The organism is Methylobacterium sp. Leaf111, assembly GCF_001423285.1.
GTDB lineage: Bacteria > Pseudomonadota > Alphaproteobacteria > Rhizobiales > Beijerinckiaceae > Methylobacterium.
On record NZ_LMNE01000034.1, the window covers coordinates 57,458 to 77,394 of the forward strand.

At 67.0% G+C, this 19,937-nt stretch carries 13 protein-coding genes and 1 riboswitch; of the genes, 4 read left to right on the forward strand and 9 right to left on the reverse strand.

Annotation, left to right across the window (positions count from 1 at the left end; translation table 11 throughout):
* Nucleotides 1–56: 56 nt before the first annotated feature.
* The 3 genes from ASF41_RS15390 to ASF41_RS15400 all read right to left on the reverse strand — a co-directional run bounded on the left by ASF41_RS15390 (nucleotide 57) and on the right by ASF41_RS15400 (nucleotide 3,416).
* The gene (locus tag ASF41_RS15390; protein ID WP_056494685.1) at nucleotides 57–1,091 is read right to left on the reverse strand and encodes an efflux RND transporter periplasmic adaptor subunit; all 1,035 of its coding nucleotides are present in this window, start codon (nucleotides 1,089–1,091) and stop codon (nucleotides 57–59) included.
* Nucleotides 1,075–2,775 carry an ABC transporter ATP-binding protein gene (locus tag ASF41_RS15395; RefSeq protein WP_056494687.1) on the reverse strand — a complete coding sequence of 567 codons (1,701 nt, stop codon included), beginning with the start codon at nucleotides 2,773–2,775 and terminating at the stop codon, nucleotides 1,075–1,077. Before ASF41_RS15395 ends, ASF41_RS15390 begins: the two co-directional genes overlap by 17 nt.
* 359 nt (nucleotides 2,776–3,134) lie before the next feature.
* Complete coding sequence (locus tag ASF41_RS15400; protein WP_056494690.1) at nucleotides 3,135–3,416, reverse strand: hypothetical protein; 282 nt, start codon at nucleotides 3,414–3,416, stop codon at nucleotides 3,135–3,137.
* Nucleotides 3,417–3,776: 360 nt separating this feature from the next.
* Here ASF41_RS15400 and ASF41_RS15405 point away from each other — a divergent pair, with 360 nt between their 5' ends.
* Nucleotides 3,777–4,667 carry a LysR substrate-binding domain-containing protein gene (locus ASF41_RS15405; RefSeq protein ID WP_244472736.1) on the forward strand — a complete coding sequence of 297 codons (891 nt, stop codon included), beginning with the start codon at nucleotides 3,777–3,779 and terminating at the stop codon, nucleotides 4,665–4,667.
* Between the two features lie 124 nt (nucleotides 4,668–4,791).
* Here ASF41_RS15405 and ASF41_RS15410 read toward each other — a convergent pair whose 3' ends face one another.
* Entirely contained in the window at nucleotides 4,792–6,480 is a 1,689-nt protein-coding gene (locus ASF41_RS15410) for a methyl-accepting chemotaxis protein (protein ID WP_056494693.1), read from the reverse strand.
* Nucleotides 6,481–6,846: 366 nt separating this feature from the next.
* A complete protein-coding gene (locus ASF41_RS25040) occupies nucleotides 6,847–7,248 on the reverse strand; it encodes a hypothetical protein (protein WP_156653328.1) in 402 nt (133 codons plus the stop codon).
* A gap of 73 nt (nucleotides 7,249–7,321) precedes the next feature.
* On the opposite strand from ASF41_RS25040, the gene ASF41_RS15415 reads away from it, so the two are divergent.
* The 3 genes from ASF41_RS15415 to ASF41_RS15425 all read left to right on the forward strand — a co-directional run bounded on the left by ASF41_RS15415 (nucleotide 7,322) and on the right by ASF41_RS15425 (nucleotide 12,194).
* The gene (locus ASF41_RS15415) at nucleotides 7,322–9,283 is read left to right on the forward strand and encodes a response regulator (protein WP_056494696.1); all 1,962 of its coding nucleotides are present in this window, start codon (nucleotides 7,322–7,324) and stop codon (nucleotides 9,281–9,283) included.
* Between the two features lie 818 nt (nucleotides 9,284–10,101).
* Nucleotides 10,102–10,548, forward strand: a complete 447-nt coding sequence (locus tag ASF41_RS15420) for a TadE/TadG family type IV pilus assembly protein (protein WP_056211573.1) — start codon at nucleotides 10,102–10,104, stop codon at nucleotides 10,546–10,548.
* Entirely contained in the window at nucleotides 10,545–12,194 is a 1,650-nt protein-coding gene (locus tag ASF41_RS15425) for a TadG family pilus assembly protein (RefSeq protein ID WP_056494700.1), read from the forward strand. Before ASF41_RS15420 ends, ASF41_RS15425 begins: the two co-directional genes overlap by 4 nt.
* A gap of 529 nt (nucleotides 12,195–12,723) precedes the next feature.
* On the opposite strand, the gene ASF41_RS15430 is transcribed toward ASF41_RS15425, so the two are convergent.
* The 4 genes from ASF41_RS15430 to ASF41_RS15445 form a co-directional block, all read right to left on the reverse strand.
* Nucleotides 12,724–15,042 carry a TonB-dependent receptor domain-containing protein gene (locus tag ASF41_RS15430; protein WP_056494702.1) on the reverse strand — a complete coding sequence of 773 codons (2,319 nt, stop codon included), beginning with the start codon at nucleotides 15,040–15,042 and terminating at the stop codon, nucleotides 12,724–12,726.
* 493 nt (nucleotides 15,043–15,535) lie between these two features.
* Nucleotides 15,536–16,912 carry a PepSY domain-containing protein gene (locus ASF41_RS15435; RefSeq protein WP_056494705.1) on the reverse strand — a complete coding sequence of 459 codons (1,377 nt, stop codon included), beginning with the start codon at nucleotides 16,910–16,912 and terminating at the stop codon, nucleotides 15,536–15,538.
* Nucleotides 16,913–16,955: 43 nt separating this feature from the next.
* Nucleotides 16,956–17,357 carry a hypothetical protein gene (locus ASF41_RS15440; RefSeq protein ID WP_210166991.1) on the reverse strand — a complete coding sequence of 134 codons (402 nt, stop codon included), beginning with the start codon at nucleotides 17,355–17,357 and terminating at the stop codon, nucleotides 16,956–16,958.
* Nucleotides 17,358–17,395: 38 nt separating this feature from the next.
* On the reverse strand, nucleotides 17,396–19,564 hold the full coding sequence (locus ASF41_RS15445) for a TonB-dependent receptor (protein WP_082504571.1): 2,169 nt from the start codon (nucleotides 19,562–19,564) through the stop codon (nucleotides 17,396–17,398).
* Nucleotides 19,565–19,671: 107 nt separating this feature from the next.
* A riboswitch (cobalamin riboswitch) is annotated at nucleotides 19,672–19,874 on the reverse strand.
* Nucleotides 19,875–19,937 lie beyond the last annotated feature (63 nt).

Below are 19,937 nucleotides of genomic sequence, written 5' to 3' on the forward strand. Positions count from 1 at the left end.
CGCCATCGGCCTTCCGACCATCGGGGAAGATAACGGGCATGCAGTTCGACGGCGTCTCATCTTGTCGCCTCCTGCCCCTCGCGACCGGGCCTGCGGAATTCCAGCGGGAAGTTGTTCAGGACGCGCCAGAGTTCGTAGCCGACCGTCACCGTCTCCATCTGGATCCAGCCGCGCACCTTGGCGCCCAGGGGAATGAACGCGACGTCCGGCCAGGCGATCTTGCCGGGTGCCGGCTCCACCAGGACCCGGAACAGGCCGTTCGGCTGAGCCGAGGGGTCGATCATCCGAACCTGCCCATCGAACAGGCCGTGGGCCACCGATGGCCAGCCGCTGAACTGAATGGCCGGCCAGCCCTCGAAGGCGAGGCGCACGGGCTGCCCGGGCCGGATCAGGGCCACGTCGCGGCCATCGACCATCAGTTCCACCACGCGCGTGGAGGCGTGCGGAGCCAGGGTGGCGAGGATGTCCCCGGCATTGACCAAGGTCGCTCCGGCCGCCGCGTTGATATGCAGGATCCGCCCATCGCGTGGTGCGCGCACCAGCTGCGCCGCCTGACGGTTCGCCGTCACATCCAGGCGACTCAGCTTCCCCCTGACCTCGGCCAGCCGCACGCGGCGCTCCGCGACACGGATCTGCGCAGCCTCGAAGTTGCGCCGCGTCACGAAGCCCTTGTCCGCGGCCTCCCGGGTCTGGCTGACCTCGCTCTCGGCCACCCGCACCGCTTGTTCGGCTGCCGCGATCTCGGCCTCGATCTGCTCCCGCTCGGCCCCGAGCCGCTGAAGCAGGAAGGGGTCGTTGTCGGCAAGCCGTGCGATCGGATCGCCCGCCCGGACCCTTTGGCCATCCTCCACGTACCAGTGCTCGACCCGCCCTTGGACGAGGGCCGTGATCGTCTGCACGCGGTCGGCCGGGTTGGGCGCGATCACGCGGCCCGTTCCGGCCGAGGTCTGGACCCAGGGCACGGTGAGGAGGATCAGCGCCGCCAGGACGAGGCCGATACCGAGCATCCAGGCGAGCGCGAAGGCGGCACGGGGCGGGCGGATCGCGGTCAGCGTCGGGAAGTGATGCAGGTGTTCAGGCCGCGACAGCACGGGACGTCTCCTTGTCGTTGGCGCGGGCGAGCAGGCCCGCGGGATCCGCGAACCGGACCTGGTCGCGCCTGCAGAGCCAGAGATAGCCGTCGTAGGTCTGTGTCTCGGGACGTTGGGTGAAGTGCAGAACCGTCGTGCCCGCCTGGCGCAGGGCCACCAGAGCCGCCGCGACGTGTTCGGGCGCCACGAGGTCGTAAAGGGTACTCAGGATCAGGAGCTTGGGGGGCCGCGCCACCGCCGCGGCCAGCTTCAGGGCCATGATCTCGCGGGTCGAGAGCGGCCAGCCCGAGGACGAGAGCGGCGTGTCGAGGCCCTGCGGCAGCTGCAGGATGCGCTCCGACAGACCGAGGCGGTCGAGGCAATCCTGGGTCGTGGCGCCCCCCTGGTCGTCCGCGAGGGCGAGGTAGGCGCGGATCGTGGTCTCGACGAGCGTCGGACGGTCGAGAACCAGGATCTCGGAGCGCAGGCGGTACATCTCGAAGGAGGCGATGTCGGCCCCGCCGATCATCACCAACCCGCGCCGCGGCCGCACCGAGCGCTTGAGCAGCGCGGCCACCGCTTGCTCGACCTGCGCCTCCGCGGTGACGGCGACCTGCTCGCCGCTGCCGACGGCGAAGTCCAGGCGCCCGCCCTCGACCTCGACGTCGCGTAGGCGAAGGGAGCCGGTCGCCGGCACCGCCCCCGTCCGCGCGAGGTCGTTCTCCTGCTCGATGTCGTAGAACAGCGACAGTTCGTGCAGCGCGGCCACGAGGTCGTAGAAGCTCTCCAAGTAGGAGCCGAGCTGCGAGATGCCGTAGAATACTCCCGACAGGACGAGTTCGGCCGCCACGAGCTGCCCGATCGAGAGCTGGCCCTGCAGGATCAGCCATCCGCCCAGCGCCAGCAGGGCCGCGCTGGCAACGGCGTAGACCGTAAGGCAGCCGAGGGTCTGCGCGAAGGTGTGGCCGAAGTGGCGGCGGTGCGCCCGCACATAGGCGGCCGTCACGGCTTCCGAGCGCTGCAGGGCGAAGCCGAGGTGGCGGCTGCTCTTGTAGAACCCGTTCGAGCCGCCCACGCTCTCCAGCCAGCGGGCGGTGTCGTGCTTGGCGTGGCTGAGCCGCACACCCGAGCGGATCGCCGGGCCGGCCCAGACCAGCCACAGGAACAGCAGCGCGCCGACGAGGACCCCGTTAAAGGCCAGGAAGAAAGGGTGGTAGAAGCTCGTCAGGATCAGGCCGAGGGTCGATTGGAGGACGATGGCAAAGCCGCCGATCAGAAGGTGCGGCACCGCCCTCTGGACCGTCATGAGGTCGAAGAACCGATTGAACAGGTCGCCCCGCTGGGCGTCGTCGAAGAACGGATTGCGGGCGTGGACCGCGCGCAGGGTGATCTCCGCCACGATGCGGCCGAAGACGCGCCGCTCGAACAGCGCCATGAGGTAGACCCGGGCGGCGCTAAGCGCCGCCGCGACCGCCAGCAGGAGCAGGAGAAGTCCGGACAGCACGAACAGGGGCGCCGGCAACGCGGTGTTCGCGACCGAATTGATCAGCAACTGGACCGAGATGGGCGTGGCAAGGCCCAGGAGGGCGATGGCGGCCCCGTAGACGACCGCCATCCAGACGTATCCGGCCTCCGGCTTCAGGAGGCGTCCGATCAGCTTGCGGGCCTTTGCCAAGGTCAGCGGTGTGTGCGGCGGCGCGATCATGGCTCACATCGTTCCAGGGTGGCGCACGCAGCCGCTCGCGATCCGCGACCGGCCAGTGCTCGGATTTCGGATGAGGACGGCGCAGCCTTTGCCCCGGCTGCGCGTCCGCGCGGACTCGACCGATCCGCTCTGCAACGGGCGGTCGGCTGGGCGCCTGACGGGCGCCTCGCACTCCAGGCAGCCGCGGGAAAAGCGGTCCTGCCGGATGCAGGGCTATGCGGGGGTCTTGGAACGCATGTGCGGCGGGCGCCCGCGTAGCGGTTCGCCAGAGCCTGTCGGCTTTGGCGAACCGAGGGGGTCTGGCCGGCGGCCCGCGGGGTCAGCGTCGTCCACCGGCCCATGGGCCGGTGGCAGGGGCGTCAGCAGCGATAACCACCCGAGACCTGGCCGTACTGCTGGACCGGAAAGTTCTGCTGATTGGCGTTCCCTTCCTGAGCCGAACTCCGCCGGCAACCGTATGCGCTGTAGCCCTGATCCGTCGGCAGCGTGATTGCGCCGGTGACCAGACCGTCCCAGGTGGTGGGGGGAAGGGGGCGCTGCTGCGGACCGACCCGGTAGTCGCCCATCGCCACCGAGGTCGCCCCGGCGACACCGAGGGCGACCACGAGCGTCGCAGCAAAGGTCTTCATCACGGCTTTCATGGCTCATCTCCATTGCTTGGGCTTGGGACACGCGAACCGGTGGGTTCGCGTGATTGGGCTGGGTCTCGAAGCGGCCTCTGTCCGCCGCATCGATCCCGTGCTGCCACAACAGAGATTTGGATAAGCCCAGGCAATCGACAATGTCTCCGTCACAATGCGAAGCATTGCGTTTTCAAATGGAGCGATCACCGCCGCTTACGATACGGTAGAAGTCATTGTATTCAAAATACCCACTAGCATACACTTCAGTCTTCATGTGCGATCCGTCACACGGGAGCCGAATTCGGTCAATCTGCTCAGCGAGACTTTGTCCCAGCTTCTTGTACGGCGAATGAAGGCCTCGACATCAAAGGGATGCCGATGCCATCGCTCCCCTTCGATCTCGATCTTCTGCGCACCTTCGTGGCCATCGTCGACAATGGCAGCTTCACCCGCGCCGCCCGGCGCATGGAGCTGACCCAGTCGACGGTCTCCCTGCAGATCAAGCGGCTGGAGGAGGGCCTTGGACAACGCCTGTTCGACCGGGATGGTCGGGAATTGCAGTTGACGCCCGAAGGCGAGGTTCTGCTGACGTATGCGCGGCAGATGCTGAAGCTCGGGAGCGAGGTCCTTTCTCGCATCGTCGAACCGGATGTGCGGGGCGTGGTTCGGCTGGGTACACCCGAGGATTTCGCCACCGTGCACCTATCGGACATCCTGGCCCGCTTCGCGCGCGCCCACCCGCAGGTCGCGCTGGAGGTGTGCTGCGACTTCACCGTGAACCTGCTCGACGATTTCTCGAAGGGCCGCTACGACCTGATGCTGTTCAAGCGCGAGCCTCAGGGGTCCGGCGGCGGCACGAAGGTCTGGCGGGAAATCCTCGACTGGGCCGCATCGCCCCGCCTCCTCACGGAAGCCAGCGATCCAGTGCCGCTCGTCCTTCCGCCTTCGCCCGACGTGTACCGCCGGCGCGCCTTGTCCGCGCTGGATGCGAGTGGACGCCCCTGGCGCGTGGTCTACACGAGTCAGAGCCTGGCGGGCCTTCAAGCGGCGGTTCAGGCGGGACTCGGTGTCACCGTGCTGCCGACCGAGATGATCCCGGCGGGACTGGTCTCGGTCGGCAATCGCCTACGATTGCCGAAGCTGCCGGACACCGAGATCGTCCTCTACCGGGCGCCCGGCCCCCTCTCACCGGCTGCAGAACTCCTGTCCTCCACGATCATCGCTGCGCTGGAGCGGCACGCGACCTGCCAGGAAACAGTCGCTTTGTAGCGTCGCCGTTCCGGCAACACTGTCGTCCTGCGAACACCGCAGGTGGTCCGAGACGTCCCGAAACAGGGCTGCACCGTCTCGTCGATGGGAACCACATCACCGTGTCCGGCGCTTTGCCGGCCATCTATGCCGCCCGCACCGTTGCGAGAAATTGACGGACCTGGGCGTTCAAGTGCTCGGACTGGCGTGACAGCTCGGAGGCGGCGCCCAGTACCTGGCTCGCAGCCGCGCCCGTCTCTTCGGCGGCGCCGGCTACCCCCGAAATGTTACTCGTGACTTCGCTCGTCCCCATCGCGGCCTGCGCGACGTTGCGCACGATCTCCTGGGTGGCCGCCCCCTGCTCCTCCACCGCCGCCGCGATCGTCGTTGCAACCCCGCTGATGTCCTGAATACGTGCGGTGATGCTGCCGATTGCCGAGACGGCGCGCGCTGTCGAGCCCTGGATCTGGGCGATGTGCCCGCCGATCTCCTGCGTGGCCCGCGCCGTCTGGTTGGCCAGCTCCTTGACCTCGGCGGCCACGACCGCGAAGCCCCGGCCCGCCTCCCCGGCCCGCGCCGCCTCGATGGTGGCGTTCAGCGCCAGCAGGTTGGTCTGGCCGGCGATCGAGGTGATCATCGTGACCACGTCGCCGATGCGCGCCACGGCCGTGTTGAGCTGCTGGACCAGCTCAGCCGTCTCGGCGGCCTCTCGAACCGCGCTCTGCGCCATCGTGGCGGACGTGCTGACCTGGCGACCGATCTCCTGCACCGAGGAGCCGAGCGCCTCGGCCGCGGCCGCCACGGTGTTGACGTTGGAAGCGGCTTCTTCCGCCGCGGCAGCGACACTGGTCGTCTGGTTGGCGGTCTGGGTGGCGGTGCCGGCCATGCTCTGGGCGGTGGCCTGCAGCTCGGTGGCCGAACTCGTCACCATGCCGATGATGCCGCCCACCGCCCCTTCGAAGCTGTCGGCCATCGCCCGCATCGCCGCCTGGCGCTGCGCCTCCGCCCCCGCCCGCGCCAGGACCGTCTCCGCCTCGAGGGCCCGCATCCTGATCAGACCGTCCTTGAACACCTGGACGGCGTCCGCGATGGTGCCGATCTCGGTCCGGGCGCCCTGGTGCGGGATAGTCACGGAGAGGTCGCCGCCTGCCAGCGCCTGCATGGGCCGGACCACGGCGCCGATGCCGTGCGTGACGCCGTGGATGATGAGCGTTGCAGAGACGGTGGAGATGAGGAGACACAGTGCTATGGCGATGAGCCCCCAGGTATGGGTCGTCTCGAAGACGGTCTTGCTCTCGGCCTGAGCTGCACTGGCGCCCTCGTTGTTCATGGCAACGAGCTTGTCGAGGGCTGCGGAGGCTGCACGGCGGGGGATGATGCCCTGACTCTCATAGAGCGCGTAGGCCTGAGCCTTCTGACCGGCACGCGAGAGCTGAAGAATGGACTGGCGCACGCCCTCGAAATTCCGGGCTTCACGCGTGAACGTCTCGTAGAGCGCACGCTCGTCAGACGTGTCGATCATCGGCTCGAAAGCGGACTTCTTCTCGTCGAGCTTTTTGCCAAAGCGCTCCATATCGGTCTCGATGCTTGCGACGAGTGCCGGGTCGACGGCTTGCGTGTGACGCAGGACGAGAGCGCTGGTCCGTGCAGTGAGCGTATCAATCTCGCCGAGGAGGCGCATGCTCGGCAGCCAGTTGGTTTCGATGTTGAGCGCCTGCTGCCGCATGCGGTGCGTGCCAATCACCCCCAGCAATCCTAACCCGACAGCAAGCAGTGTCAGCAGCGAGAAAGCGGCGATCAGCTTGGCGCGGATAGACAGGTTTCTGACAGACACGATGAGTTCCCGACGCTACCGAGCGGAGAAGTCCGATGCAGTGGCAGCGCAGCATCACGGGAAAGTGTTAAGCGGATACTCTCTGGTGTCCCAAATACCAGCCAGCGCCTTCAGCCTCGACACGCGGGAAGGCGCACTCTCGCTGGCCGATCTTGCTTTCGTCCGAATCCGGCGTCCGCCTGAGGACACCGCAGCGCATCGGGATAGGCACCGCAACTTGGGAGCGTAAGAGCTTTAGCCCATTGCCAATAACAAATGCACTGGCTGCAAATTATGTCATGGCGCGTATTCATAGTCTTAGATTTTCAATAAATTCATATCCGATTAGATTCCGTCATATTTTTCCGACGAAGTCTCCAAAGTTTATCAACTCGTGTCGATGGCGCGACCCTTCTCATGGAGGGCCATGACCGCTACTCTCAATCTGTTGGGCAAGATGTCGTGTAAATCCACCGGAAACACCCGATTCAGCGTTCCACAAAGACCGAATATTTTCAGTTCCGCCCGTGCCGGAACGCCCGCACGGGACTGGTTGCAGGACCACATATCCATCTGACTAAGAACCACTCCAACCAAGCACTGGAATAGTTGATTGAGAATAATTAAACGCAGACAAGCATGATCTGTAAAATTTAAGGATATCCCCAAAGGTCGACGCGGCGCCTGCTCCCCAATTCTAGGCTTGCTCGCTCGAAACGCTTCCAACGGCATTGCAATTCTTGCACGAGAAACCAGCGGATCGGCGACAACGCGGCCGATGGGACCCATGTCTTCATTCGGGCTGGGCCGGGGCGGGAACCGGTCGCTTTCCAAAGGACCCCGGTCGTGACACTCACACCCCATGAGCAGCTTGAACACACTGATCGGGACGGTCGCCCTCCGACGTCCATCAACAATCACCGACTACGGTGTCACGCTGCTGCTGGTGGGCGCCATGACGTTCATTCGGTTCCTGGCTCCAGCCTATGTCGCCCCGTTCCTCCTGTACATTCCGGTCCTCCTGGTCGTGAGCTTGGCTTTCGGCTGGCGCGCAGGAGCGTTGGCACTGTTCTTATCGACCCTGATTGCGACGTGGTTCTACACGCGGGATGGAGTCCTCGGAGGCGTGGATGTCGCCCTGCTGGGGCAATACCTCCTGGTCGGCGCGACCATGGTGTGGATCTGCCATGCCCTGCGCCGGTCCGTGGCGCAGAACGAAGCCACGCTGGAGCGGCTCAACACTGCGAACCACGTTCTCGTCGACAGAGAGGCGGCGTTGACCAGCGCCAATGCCGCCGCAGAAGCCGCCAAGGAGGCGGCCGAGCTGGCCAACACGGCGAAGAGCGATTTCCTGGCGAACATGAGCCATGAACTCCGCACCCCTCTGTCCGCCATCATCGGCTACAGCGAGATGATGGGAGAGGAGATCTCCGATGGCTGCGCGGCGTCGGACCTCGTGGCGGATATCGGCAAGGTCGAGCGCAACGCCCGTCACCTGCTTGGGCTCATCAACGACGTGCTGGACCTCTCCAAGGTCGAAAGCGGCAAGATGGAGGTCTACGCCGAGGATTTCGCGGTGGGGGACATGCTGCGCGACGTTGCGGGTTCGGTCGCGACGCTGGTCAACAAGAAGGGCAACGCCCTGGAGACGAAGCTCGCGCCTGGGCTGGGCCGAATGCATTCCGACCTGACCAAGACCCGGCAGGTGCTCTTCAACTTCCTGAGCAACGCGGCCAAGTTCACGGAAAGCGGGACCATCACCCTGGCGGCCTCCCGCATGACCGACGCCTCGGGGGTCGACCGGCTTTCGTTCTCGGTCTCGGATTCCGGGATCGGGATGACGGCCGAACAGGTGTCGCGCCTGTTTCGGCGTTTCGAGCAGGCCGATGCGTCCACGACTCGCAACTTCGGGGGGACCGGGCTTGGCCTCTCGCTGACCCGTGCCTTCGCCGACATGCTCGCGGGAACCATCACGGTGTCCAGCGTCCCCGGCCGGGGCAGCACCTTTACCTTCACCGTGCCGGCGACGTTCGTTCCTCCGGTCGACGCGCAAGCCTTACCCGATCCGGACGTCATCGCCGTCGACGTGGCGGAAGGCGATGTCATCCTCGTCATCGACGACGATAGCGACCAGCTCGCCCTCACCACGCGGTTCCTGCATCGCGAGGGGTTCAAGGTCCAGACGGCCACGAACGGCAGGAGCGGGCTCGAGATCGCCCGACGGTTGCGGCCACGGGCCATCCTGTTGGACGTGATGATGCCGGGCGTGGACGGTTGGTCGGTGCTGAGCCAGATCAAGGCGGACGAAATGCTGGCGCAGATCCCGGTCGTGATGGTGACGTCCGTCGACCAGCGCAATCTCGCGGCCTCCCTCGGCGCTTCGGACTACATGCTGAAGCCGGTCGACTGGACGCGGTTCGGCAAGATCGTGAACCAGTTCAGGCTGGCGGAGCCGGACCGGCGCGGCACCGTGCTCTTGGTCGAGGACGAGGCCGTCACGCGCCTGGCGATGCGCGCCAGCTTGGAGGACGAAGGCTGGTCGGTCTTGGAGGCCTCGAATGGTAAGGAGGGCCTGCAGCAGGCGACGGAGACCAGGCCGGACGTCGTGATCGTCGACCTGAACATGCCGATCATGGACGGCTTCGGCTTCCTGCAAGGCGTTCGCGCCATTCCCGGCTGCTCGGATATCCCGGTGATCGTCCTGACAGGGCGAGAATTCTCGGCGGATGACCGGAGCAAGCTTCGCGGCGCGAGTCAGATCCTCAATCGCGGCGACTTCGCCTCGGCAAGTTTGGCCGAAAGGCTGATCGGTCTCAGAACCTGAGAAGGGTTGGAGCCGGCTCGGCGTCCGCTCTGGAGCTTTGGTTCTGCGAGCCGGAACCGCGGGGTTAGAATGGCGGCGGCCATAGGCCGCCGGAAAGCGAGATCCGGAAGGTGCCGGGCGCGGGTGGGCGGTCACCCAAGGAGGCGTGCGGCTGGAGGTGGTTGGAGGCGCTCTGCCGGATCCCGATGAGGATCTGCGCCGCCTTCAGCGGTTAGACGATCTCTTGGCGGAGGCACTCGTCTCTGGGCTTGCCATCGAAGCTCGCACAGTCGGCGGCCTCCCGTGGCGAGCCTGGGCCAATGCTTAGCTCAGGCATACCAGCGCCGACGCTGATGCTCGGACTGAGCGTGGCTCCTGCGACTGCGTTCGTAGAGGGCCGTGAGGTTCTTCGTGGCGGTGTACGCCGTGTCCTGATTCGGTGCCCGGCGGCCAGGACGAGGCGGGGGGCAGAACCTGCCCGAGGATATCGTCCGCGTCGATTGTGAGGCTGATGAAGCGCCCTGCCCCACCGGGATCGAGGACGCGCTGTCGCATTTGGCAGTGGCAGACTGCCGGAGGCTGGACGACTTAAAATTGCTTTGTTTTCCTCACTCGAGGGCTAGCGTCACTTAAACCAGAAATTGCAGGACTGAATCACGCTACGGCCGACCTGACATTTTCGTATAGTGCCTGTATTTTACTATCTTGTATTGATCAATATTATTGGTTTTATCTTGACGTATCCGGATGCTCGGATGTCGTCATATAAAGGTCTCGTTAGGAAATCCGTGAAAACATAACATCGATCAATAACCGTTGTGCATGACGGATGCCTTCTCATGCGTTTTGAATACAATTTCCAGGCGTGGATTGGGCGTGCTTTGCGTGCTCAGGCAGGAAGCGCTGCTGTTGAATTCGCCCTGGTCGTCCCCGCCCTCTTGGCGCTCTTTGCGGGTATCGTGGCATTCGGGATCTATCTCGGGGCCTCGCACAACCTGAAGCATATCGCGTCGGAGGCGGCCCGGGCTTCGATCGCCGGCGTGAGCGATCAGGAGCGCGCCGCTCTCGCCCGGCAGAGAGTGGCGGCGGCCCTGACGGAGGGGGCCATGTTCAAGCCCGGCACCGTGATGGTGACGGTTGGCCCGAACCCCCAGGATGCTTCCCTCTTCACCGTCACCCTGACGTTCGATGCGAAGTCGCTCGGGTTCTCGGGGCTCTCCGGCTTGATCCCACTCCCGCCAGACCTCATCCAGAGCACGGTCAGCGTGCGCCGGGGCGGCCTGTGATCGGCCGTTTCGCGCCCGACGCGCGTGGGGCTGTCGCGGTCTTCACCGCGCTGGCCTTCACCACACTCCTCGCGGCGACGGCCGTTGGGGTGGATTACGGCTCCATGGTCGTCGCCCGGCGCAAGGCGCAAGGGGCGGTCGACCTGGCCGCCACCCTGGCGGCCTCCGATCCGCAGCGGGCCGACCTGCTGGCGCGCCAATCGCTCGCCGACAATGGCTTCGGGGCCGCTGCGGTGATCACGGTCCAGCCGGGTGTGTATGTGGGCGATTCCAAGGTTCCAGTGGCGGATCGCTTCGTCGCCAACGCCGCCTCGCCCAGTGCCGTCCGGGTCGATCTTCGGACGCAGACGCCGACCTTCTTCGCTCCGGCTCTCGGCTTCAAGCGCGACGTGCAGATCGATGTGCGTGGGACCGCCGCCTCGGCGCGGTTCGCCTCCTTCAGCATCGGCTCCGGGCTGCTTCGTCTGGATGCCGGGGTGCTCAACGGCGTTCTCGGCGCGTTGCTGGGGAAGCCGCTCAACCTGTCGGTCGGGGATTACGAGGCGCTGGCGGCGGCCCAGGTCGACGGCTTCCGCGTGCTCGATACCCTCCAGCCCGGCCTCAATCTCAAAGTCGACAACTACAACGACGTCGTCGCCGCGAATGCGACGCTGGGACAGGTGCTCTCGGCGCTCCAGTCGGTCGCGGCCACGACCGCAGGCAACGCTGCGGCAGCAGCCGCCCTCGGGCAGTTGAACAACGTCGTTCGAGGTGCCGGCGGATCCGTCCGCCTCGGGCGAATCATCGATCTCGGAGATGCCGCGAACCTCGCGCCGAGTACAGGGGTCAAGGGTCCATCGATCGGCCTGATGGATACCCTGTCGGCCGCCATCCTGGTGGCGAACGGCGATCGCCAGGTCTCCGCGGATCTCGGCGCGAGCATACCGGGCTTGCTGCGGACCCAGGTCACGCTGGGGATCGGCGAGAAGCGCCAGAGCTCCGGCTACGTCCAGCCCGGCAGTTCGAAGGCCACGGTGCAGACGGCGCAGACCCGCCTCCTCATCGAGGCCAGCCTGGCCCTGCCGCTCAATCTCGGCCTCCTCCAACTGCCTCTCTACGTGCAGGTCGCCAAGGCGCAGGGGCGGCTGCGCTCGGTGACCTGCCCCTGGTCGGACCGGCAGAGCCGACAGGTCGTCCTGGAAGCCCAGACCGGCGTCGCAGACCTCGCGGTGGCCGACATCCCCAAGGCGCTCCTCGACCCCAATGCGCGCGTGCCCGACCTCAATCAGACGGCGACGCTCCTGCGGGTCGCTCCCGCCCTGACGGTGACCGGCCAGAGCCGAGTCACGGTCGGAAACGCCTACACGCAGCTCGTAACGTTCAGTGACGACGACATCACCCGCCACACCGTCCGGACAGTGTCCTCAGGCGGGTCCTTCCAATCCCTCACCGGCCGTCTGATCAACGATCTCGACCTTCAGGTGAACGGTCTCGGCGTCCTGGCGCCCGGGGTGATCAAGAGCACGGTCGCCACGGGTCTCGCGGCGGTGACGCCCGCGCTGGACAAGGTCTTGGACAACACGCTCCGGGTCCTCGGCATCCGCCTGGGCTACGCCGACCTCACCGTGGAAGGCACACGCTGCGACCAGGCCGTGCTCGTCCAGTGAGTGTCCCGCTCGTCTTGGGATGTCAAAACCTGACGCAGAAGATCATGGATTACGACCTGTTGGAGACATACAGAGGCTCGGCGGATCTTCGTGATCGCTCGCTCGAATTCAGTGCGGAGATTTTTGCGGCCGAAATTCGGGGGGCTGTGCGCGCCAGCGATAGCCTTGGTGCTATCGAGCGTCCCAGGGGACTTGCTGAAGCCGCGGCATCGTTCTTCGCGCCTGAAAGAGCGGGCGACTCGTGGACCTCATCCTGCCCCCACGGGTGATCCACCCACTCGTCCGCGTCCGGACCGGTGTTCGCAACGGTCGGATCGCCGCCGCCGACGCTTGCCCCATTCGGCGTCGCACCGGTCCAGGGATGTCCGATGGTGAGGAAGCTGATCCTATCGATCAGGGGGCAAGCGCAGCGTTCGACGCCACGATCACGATGGTCGAGGCGGAGGACGCGTTTGCGGACAGGCCTGTTCGGCTCCCTTCCTCGATGAGAGAACGTTGCCGAACCTGCGGATCATCCGATGCCGGGCGGTCAGAACGCCAGCTTCATTCCCGCGATGATGGTACGGGGCGCTCCGGCGAACACCGACCCCGTGGTTCCTGCGAGGACGCTCGCACCGTTCTGCAGGCCCGTGGTCGCGCTGATGGAATTCGCGAGGTTCTGCGCCGAAGCGACGTAGACGGTATCGAAGACGTTGCGCACCTCGGCATAGGCGGTGAAGCGCTTGGCATAGCCGCTCGTGAGCTCCGTGGCGTAATGGATGTTGGCGTTGACGATCGTATAGCCCGGCGCCCTGAGCTGGTTGGCGTTGTCGATGAAGAAGTCGTCCTGGAACACGGTCTCGACGAACGCTCCGAGGCCGGCGAGCGGTCCGGCCGGGACATCGTATCCGATGCGGGCGAGCAATTGGTTGGCCGGGACACCGGGGATCGTTTTGCCGGAGCGGTCGAATTGGCGGCTGAGAGATCCGGCGCTCAGCCGTTCGACGTAGCGCGTGTAGATCTGGTCGTCGAACGTGTAGGCGGCGACCGCGCGCCACCCGGGTGCGAACGCCCAATCGGCCGCCACTTCGATGCCGCGATGCTCGGAGGCCGGCGCGTTGAAGGTGTAGCTCATCAGGCCGGCGCCGGGAGATTGCGACACGAGCTCGTTCCGGAAGAACTCGTAGAAGCCGGTCACGCTGAGGCGCAGGGTCTCGCTCGGGCTCCAGTCGACGCCAAGGTCGAAGCCGAGGTTTTCCTGCGTGCGAAGTTGGATGTTGTTGCCGGGGAGGCCGGCTGCGGTGATGAAGAGATTGCTCGCGGCCGGGGTCGTGTAGCCGGTCGCGACCCGGCCCCGAACCGCCCATTCCGGGGTCGGCCGATAGACCAGGGCGAGTTCGGGCGCGACGTTGAGGAAGCTGCGGTTGGCATCGGCGACGGTCGTGGTCACGCCTGAGGCCGAATAGGCGTAGGCGACGTTGCGTCCCGTGATCGCGGTGTTCTCCGCGCTGACGCCGACGACGCCGGTCCATTGGTCGGAGAGCGCCACCTCGGTACGGGCCCGCCCGCCGAGGTTGGATTGGACGGCCTCTTGGTTCCCAATGAGCGCACCGAGCAGCGGACCACCGCCGGGCGCGCGATTGAAGGTCGTGATGTGGTTGTCGATGGTGTTGTAGGCCAGCGCCACGTAGCCCACCGCGGGCAGCCCGAACAGATCGTAGCGCCGGGTCAGGTCCGTGAGGAAGTTCCAGGATGGATAGGAGCCGCGCGAGGAGGTCGTATAGAAGGGCTGGTTGAAGTTGCGCTCGTCGAAGCCGAGCTGGGTGCGCCAGGTCGTCTGCGCGTCGATGTCGTGCTCCCAGCGCAGGGCGACGATGGTGCGCCGGTCGTCGCGCCCGAACCCTGCCTCATCGGCGGTGACGCCCACCGTCCGGCCGAAGGCCCCATTCACGAAGAGGTTCGTCAGGGTACACCCCGGCGCCGCCAGCGCCGCCGTGCCGCAACCACGCTGGTAGGGATTGATCTGATACTGGTTCAGGGAGGACCGGGCCGGCAGATTCGCACTGAGCGTGTTGTTGATCACCTTCAGGGTGAAGCGGTTGTCCGGCGTCGGCGTGTAGCTGGCCAGCAGGTTGACCGTCTGCGTGTCGTAGGAACCGTGATCCTGGTAGCCGTTGGCACGGACATCGCTCGCGAACAGGCTGATCTCGACGGGGCCGCTGACGCCGCCGACCGTGAAGTAATTGCTGAGGTAGCCGAAGCTGCCCGCATCGGTGCCGATCTCGAAGCCGTCGATCTCGCGGCCCGTCCGGGTGCGGAAGGCGAGCGCGCCGCCGGTGGCGTAGTTGCCGAAGAGCGCCGATTGCGGACCGCGGAACACGTCGATGCGGCCGTAGGCGCGCGGATCGACGAGGTCGAAGCGTGAGGCGCCGTCCGGCTGGGTCAGGATGAAGCCGTCCTCCAGCACGACCGTATTCTTGATCACGCCGGTGGAGCGGGCATTGTTGCCCCGGATGGAGATCACCACGTCGCGCCCGCCATTGCCCTGGCGCACGGTCACGCCGGGGCTGTTGGCCAGAACCGACCCGATGCTGGTGGCCGGACGGTTCTCGATGATGCCGTCTCGCCCGAGGCTGGTGACGACCTCGCCGACGGGGCGGTCGATGGGTGTCGGTGCGGCGGCGGGCGAGAGGGCAGTCCGACCCCGCCCCTGTCCGGCGCCACCGCCCTGGCCCTCGACGGAGAGCTCTTCCAGGGTCACGGCCTGACCGGCGGTCTGGGCCTGCGCCATCGCGATCGCGAGCGGGCTTGCGCCGAGAAAGATCGCCAGGGCGCGCATGGGCCGGCGGGCGCTTGGGTACGGGAACATGGGGAAAGCTCGACGGATCGGGGAGGACGCTGCGCAGGCACGCTGCGATGAGGAAGGGTGGTTCGGCGATCAGACGAGGTGAGGCGGAGCCCGGGGCTGCCCCAGGCAACGGGACGGAGGCCGTGTGCGCGTGGGAGGGGGGATCGGCCACGATACCGGATGCCAGTGCACGCTCCGTATGGCGGCCGGGCCCGATGGCAGCGTGGGGAGGGCGACCCCTGCACAGCACAACTGGCACAGGGCGCATCCCGGGTGTGCCGGGGCGGGCACCCCCACGTTCGAACGGACCTCCTCGCCCCCATCGACCGCAGGGCCGCAGAGAATGGGATTGCGCAGCGGATCGGACATCGCCGCGAGCATGCGCAGGGCCGCCGCCGGCGCGAGCGCCTGTGTCCAGAGCGCGAGCGCGATCAGGACGACGCCGAGGATGCCGCGGCGGCCGATCAGCAGGGGAAGGATGGGGTGCACGGGAACGCCGCCCGTTTCGGCTGCCTCAGGTCCTCGCCTGGGTTCGCAGCGCCTGCAGGCCGAGGTCGAGCAGCAGCATGCCGAGGATGACGAGCCCGGTCAGGGGGAACAGGGCCCCGAGGACGAGGACGATCAGGGTCACGCCGGCCGCGACACGCCGGTCGCGTGGCCACGGTGGTACGCCGAGGCGACCGGCGGGGCGCCGCTTCCACCACATCGTCGCGGCGGTCACGGCGAGCAGGATGGTCGCCAGGCAGAAGGCCAGCATCGCGAACTGATTGGCTCGACCCCAGTGCTCGCCCTTGTGGAGGCCGATGCCGTACTGGATGGCGCGGGCGACCCCGCCAAGGTCCGCGAACCGGACGTCGACCAGCGGCGTGCCGGTGTACTGGTCGAGGGAGATCATCCGCTGCCCCGTCACGTCCTTCGGGTAGGCGGCCGCGGCGTAGACGCCGGTCTCCCCCGACGGCAGGGAGACCTCGAAGCCGCGCGGCATCCTGAGGGCTCGCAGGATGTCGACGGCGCGCGCGAGCCCGATGGTGGGGGTGGCGGCCGGCTGCGAGGTCGGAAGCGGAGCGTCCTCCATGGCCCATCCGGTGGTGGTGAGCATCTCCCGCATGGGCACGGTCGACACGGGCTTGTTGGCCCAGAGGGCGCTGGGCTGCCCGACGCCGGCCGCGTTGGACCAGGTGCGCAGATGCTGGCCCCACCAGGCCGACCAGGGCAGCCCGGTCAGGGCGAGGAAGAAGATTCCGGCCCCGGCGACCAAGCCGGTGACGGCGTGCAGGTCGCGCCACCACACGCGCCTGCGCGGCGTGCCGCGGAGGCGCACGACCCCGCCGCCCTGCTGGCGCGGCCACCAGAGATAGAAGCCCGTCAGAACCAGGATGATCGTGAACCCGGCCACGACCTCGATGAGTCCGTTGGCCACCGGTCCGAAGTAGGCGAGGCTGTGCAGGCCTCGCACCACCATCATGAACTCGTCGTCCCGGGCGACCCGGTCCAGCACCGAGCCGTCGTATGGGTTGAGATAGACCAGGATCCTGCGGGATCCCTCGGCCATCGTCACGACCGCGGAGGCGGACGGATCGGCGGGCTCGGTCAACGAGACCGGTACGGCGGTCGGCACGGCCTCGGAGGCGTTGAACAGCAGGACGTCCACACCCACGGGCGAGCTCGCCTGCACGGCGACCCTTGTCCGGTACGCGAACAGGGTCGCGTTGACCTCGTCCTTGAACAGGTAGAGCGAGCCGGTGACCGAGAGCAGGATCAGGACGGGCAGGCAGAGCAGGCCGGCGTAGAAGTGCCAGCGCCAGACGGCGCGATAGACGGCATCCTGCATCGGGCGGGCAGAAACGACGGCGCGGAAGGCCGTCGCGTCACCCTGGAGGGACTGAGACATGGTTGGGGGTCCGGCACGGAGCGATCTGGGACAAACGGATCGATCAGGCGGTCGGCGGACCTCGGGGACTGACGGATGGATCGGGCGGCGCCCGTGCGGTTCCCGGGTCTCCGGTCCGCCAGGCGCGGAGCACCGCATCGCCGGGCGACCAGCGCACGGCGACGAAGGCGAGAACCAGAACGGGCACCATGACGGCTTGCACCAGGGTGCAGCACGAATGACGACAGGGCAGTGCCGCGTCCGCCGGAGCGTCCGTTCCGGCGTGTTCGGCACAGATGATGGTGTTGAAGCTCAGCTGGGGCACGGGCGCCATGGAGCCCAGCAACGCCTGCAGGCAAAGCGCGTAGAGGACGGTCAGGGCGATGACCGCACGGCAGAATCCCCAATCTGGCCGCCAAGTACGCATGACAGCCGCGTAAGCTGTGGTTCCACGCTTCGTCAACATGGCAAAGTCATCTCACAGACTTTCACCCGGCATGTGATCTAGAACCGCCCCGCCAGGGTCAGGCGTACCGCCGTCGGCTCGACGGGGTGGAAGTGCCGGTCCGCGACGCCGTCCGCCGCCTCGCCGGGCAAACGGGAGGTGTAGAAGTAGGTGATCTGATCGGCCTGGGCGTTGGTCAGGTTCAACACGTCGAGGGACAGGCTGATTCCGTTGTCGAAGTTGTAGCCGACCCGCCCGTTGACCAGCGCCGTCGGGCGCGAGCGCACCGAATTGTCCTCGATCAGCGGCCGCGGCCCGAAGTAGCGCAGGCGCATCGCTCCGAACCAGCCCGGCCCCTCGCCGAAGGTGAAACCGGCCGAGGCAATGGTGGTGGGCGCCTCCGGGACCCGGTTGCCGACGGGGTCGTGATCCGCGAAGCGGGCATTCGTCACCGTCAGGTCCCCCTCCAGGGAAAGCCAGGGCGTCACTGCGTAGCGGTTGGTCCATTCGACGCCGAAGCGGCGGGTGGGACGGCTCGGCTCGGTGGTGCCGCTGTCGCCCTGGAACAGGTTCTCGGAGGCGAAGTCGAGCTGGAACAGCGTCACCGCCGTCTCCAGCCCGGCGAGGCTGCGGTTGCGCAGGCCGATCTCCGAGCCCGTCGAAGGCACGAGGAAGGGCGAGCGGCTGATGTTGAAGAGCGGGCTCGCCGGATCCACCGTCGCGGTGACGCCGCGGGCATCGTTCGAGTGGAAGCCGCCCCCGTAATTCACGAACACCTCGGTGTCGAACCAGGGTCCCAGCACGAGGCCGAGCTTCGGGTTGACGATCCCGTCCCGGGCCGTGCCGGAATTGGCCGGCGTGTCCGAGCGGACATCGGCGGAGAACCCGTCGGCGCGCACGCCGACGCTGGTGCGCAGCCAGTCGGTCCAGCGCATCCGGCTCTCGACGTAGAGGGCCGCGCTCGCCTCCAGCACCCGGTCATCGAGCACGGTCGAGCGGGTTTGCCGCGCCGTGGTGTTGAACAGGCCGACCCGGATGGCGTCGGTGCGGGTCTGGAGGCCGATCTCGTTCTCCACGGCCAAGCCGAACAGGGTGCCCTCGACGGTGTGGCTGACCTCGCCGCCGCCGAGCACCCGGCTGTCGCGCTGGCGGAACTGGTCGCCGTTCACCGGATCGTTGAGGAAGTAGGTGAAGTCGTTGAACAGGTTCATGCCGTAGCGGATGACGTAGCCGCTCGCCCGGGTGATGCCGGCGTCGCTCGTCCGGCTCCAGCGGCCCGAGAGGGAGAAGCGGCCGGTGTCGCCACCGTCCGTGGGATTCAGGGAGCCGAAGCGGCCGATGATCCCCTCCGCCACGGCGCGCTCCGGGATCTGGTTGGTGGCGTTCCACTTGGCCCAGTAGGCCATGCCGGTCAGCGCGAAGCCGTCGAGGGCCGTGCCCTGGCTGTAGCGGACGACGGCGTTCAGCTTGGCGAGGCGGTCGGGCACGTCCCAGGGGCCGTCATAGGTCTGGGCCTCGCCGGCCACGAGCAGGTGGCCTTCGCCGAGGGGCGCGGAGGCGATGCTGAGGGCGCGCTTGTAGCCGAAGCTGCCGAGCGACGTCAGCGCGAGGTTGCGCGCGACCGTGTCGAGATAGTCGATCCGCACCGAGCCGGCAGAGGCGAAGTCGCCGTCGCGGACGAAGTAGGGTCCCTTGTGGAATTCGACCGCGCCGACGAGTTCCGGGATCAGGAAATTCAGGTCGGCATAGCCCTGGCCGTGAGCGTGGGTGCGCATGTTCACCGGCATGCCGTCCACGTGAAGCGCGATGTCGGTGCCGTGGTCGAGGTTGAACCCGCGCAGGAAGAACTGGTTGGCCTTCCCCTCCCCGGAATGCTGGGTGACGATGAGGCCGGGCACGCTCTCGAGCGCCTCGCCGGGCCGGGTGATCGGCCGGCTGTTGAGTGCCGCCCCCGAGATCACGCCGGCGCTCGCCGCATCGACGCTGCGGAGGCCGCCGCCGATGCCGGTGACGCCGCCGACGAATCCCGCATGGGCGGCTGGCCCGCGGCCACCGCTGGCCGGGGCCTCGGCGGTCACGGACAATTCGGCGAGGTCCGCCTGCGCAGTCTCGGCGAACGCGTCCGGAATCCCGGCGCCGTAGGGCAGGAAACCGGCGCAGGCGCCGAGGAGCCAGGATCGGGCGGTGGGCCGTGAACGGGGAAACGATCGAGAACGGGAGGACGACATGGGACCTCGGGCGACGTCTGTGGCACGTCACCGCGAACGAGGCCGGCCCGGATGCCGCACGGCATCCGCCCCGACACCCACCAGGACACCCCGCCCGATGCGTTTCGCGTGTGACCACGACTGACGGCAGGTCTCCTGGCTCGCGGGTCACCGCCCTCTCATCGTCTTCCCAGATGTCGAGACACCCAGTGACGTGCTGATGAGGAACTCGCCGCTTACAGTTGCGGGGGCAGCCGCGGCGTTGGAGCAAAATTCCTCACCGCGTTCCCTTTTGATCCTCCGGGGAGGAACCGTCCGACGCCAGGAAGCCCGACACGCGGCGACGGCGTCAATGGCCACGCGGGGTTTTCGGGCGGGTGTGCCCGGCAGGCGA

Coding starts and splice junctions, on each gene's coding strand:
- ASF41_RS15395 (WP_056494687.1), bottom strand. CDS start 2,775: ATGATCGCGCCGCCGCACACACCGCTGACCTTGGCAAAGGCCCGCAAG.
- ASF41_RS15400 (WP_056494690.1), bottom strand. CDS start 3,416: ATGAAAGCCGTGATGAAGACCTTTGCTGCGACGCTCGTGGTCGCCCTC.
- ASF41_RS15405 (WP_244472736.1), top strand. CDS start 3,777: ATGCCATCGCTCCCCTTCGATCTCGATCTTCTGCGCACCTTCGTGGCC.
- ASF41_RS25040 (WP_156653328.1), bottom strand. CDS start 7,248: ATGGGTCCCATCGGCCGCGTTGTCGCCGATCCGCTGGTTTCTCGTGCA.
- ASF41_RS15415 (WP_056494696.1), top strand. CDS start 7,322: ATGAGCAGCTTGAACACACTGATCGGGACGGTCGCCCTCCGACGTCCA.
- ASF41_RS15420 (WP_056211573.1), top strand. CDS start 10,102: ATGCGTTTTGAATACAATTTCCAGGCGTGGATTGGGCGTGCTTTGCGT.
- ASF41_RS15430 (WP_056494702.1), bottom strand. CDS start 15,042: ATGTTCCCGTACCCAAGCGCCCGCCGGCCCATGCGCGCCCTGGCGATC.
- ASF41_RS15435 (WP_056494705.1), bottom strand. CDS start 16,912: ATGTCTCAGTCCCTCCAGGGTGACGCGACGGCCTTCCGCGCCGTCGTT.
- ASF41_RS15440 (WP_210166991.1), bottom strand. CDS start 17,357: ATGTTGACGAAGCGTGGAACCACAGCTTACGCGGCTGTCATGCGTACT.
- ASF41_RS15445 (WP_082504571.1), bottom strand. CDS start 19,564: ATGTCGTCCTCCCGTTCTCGATCGTTTCCCCGTTCACGGCCCACCGCC.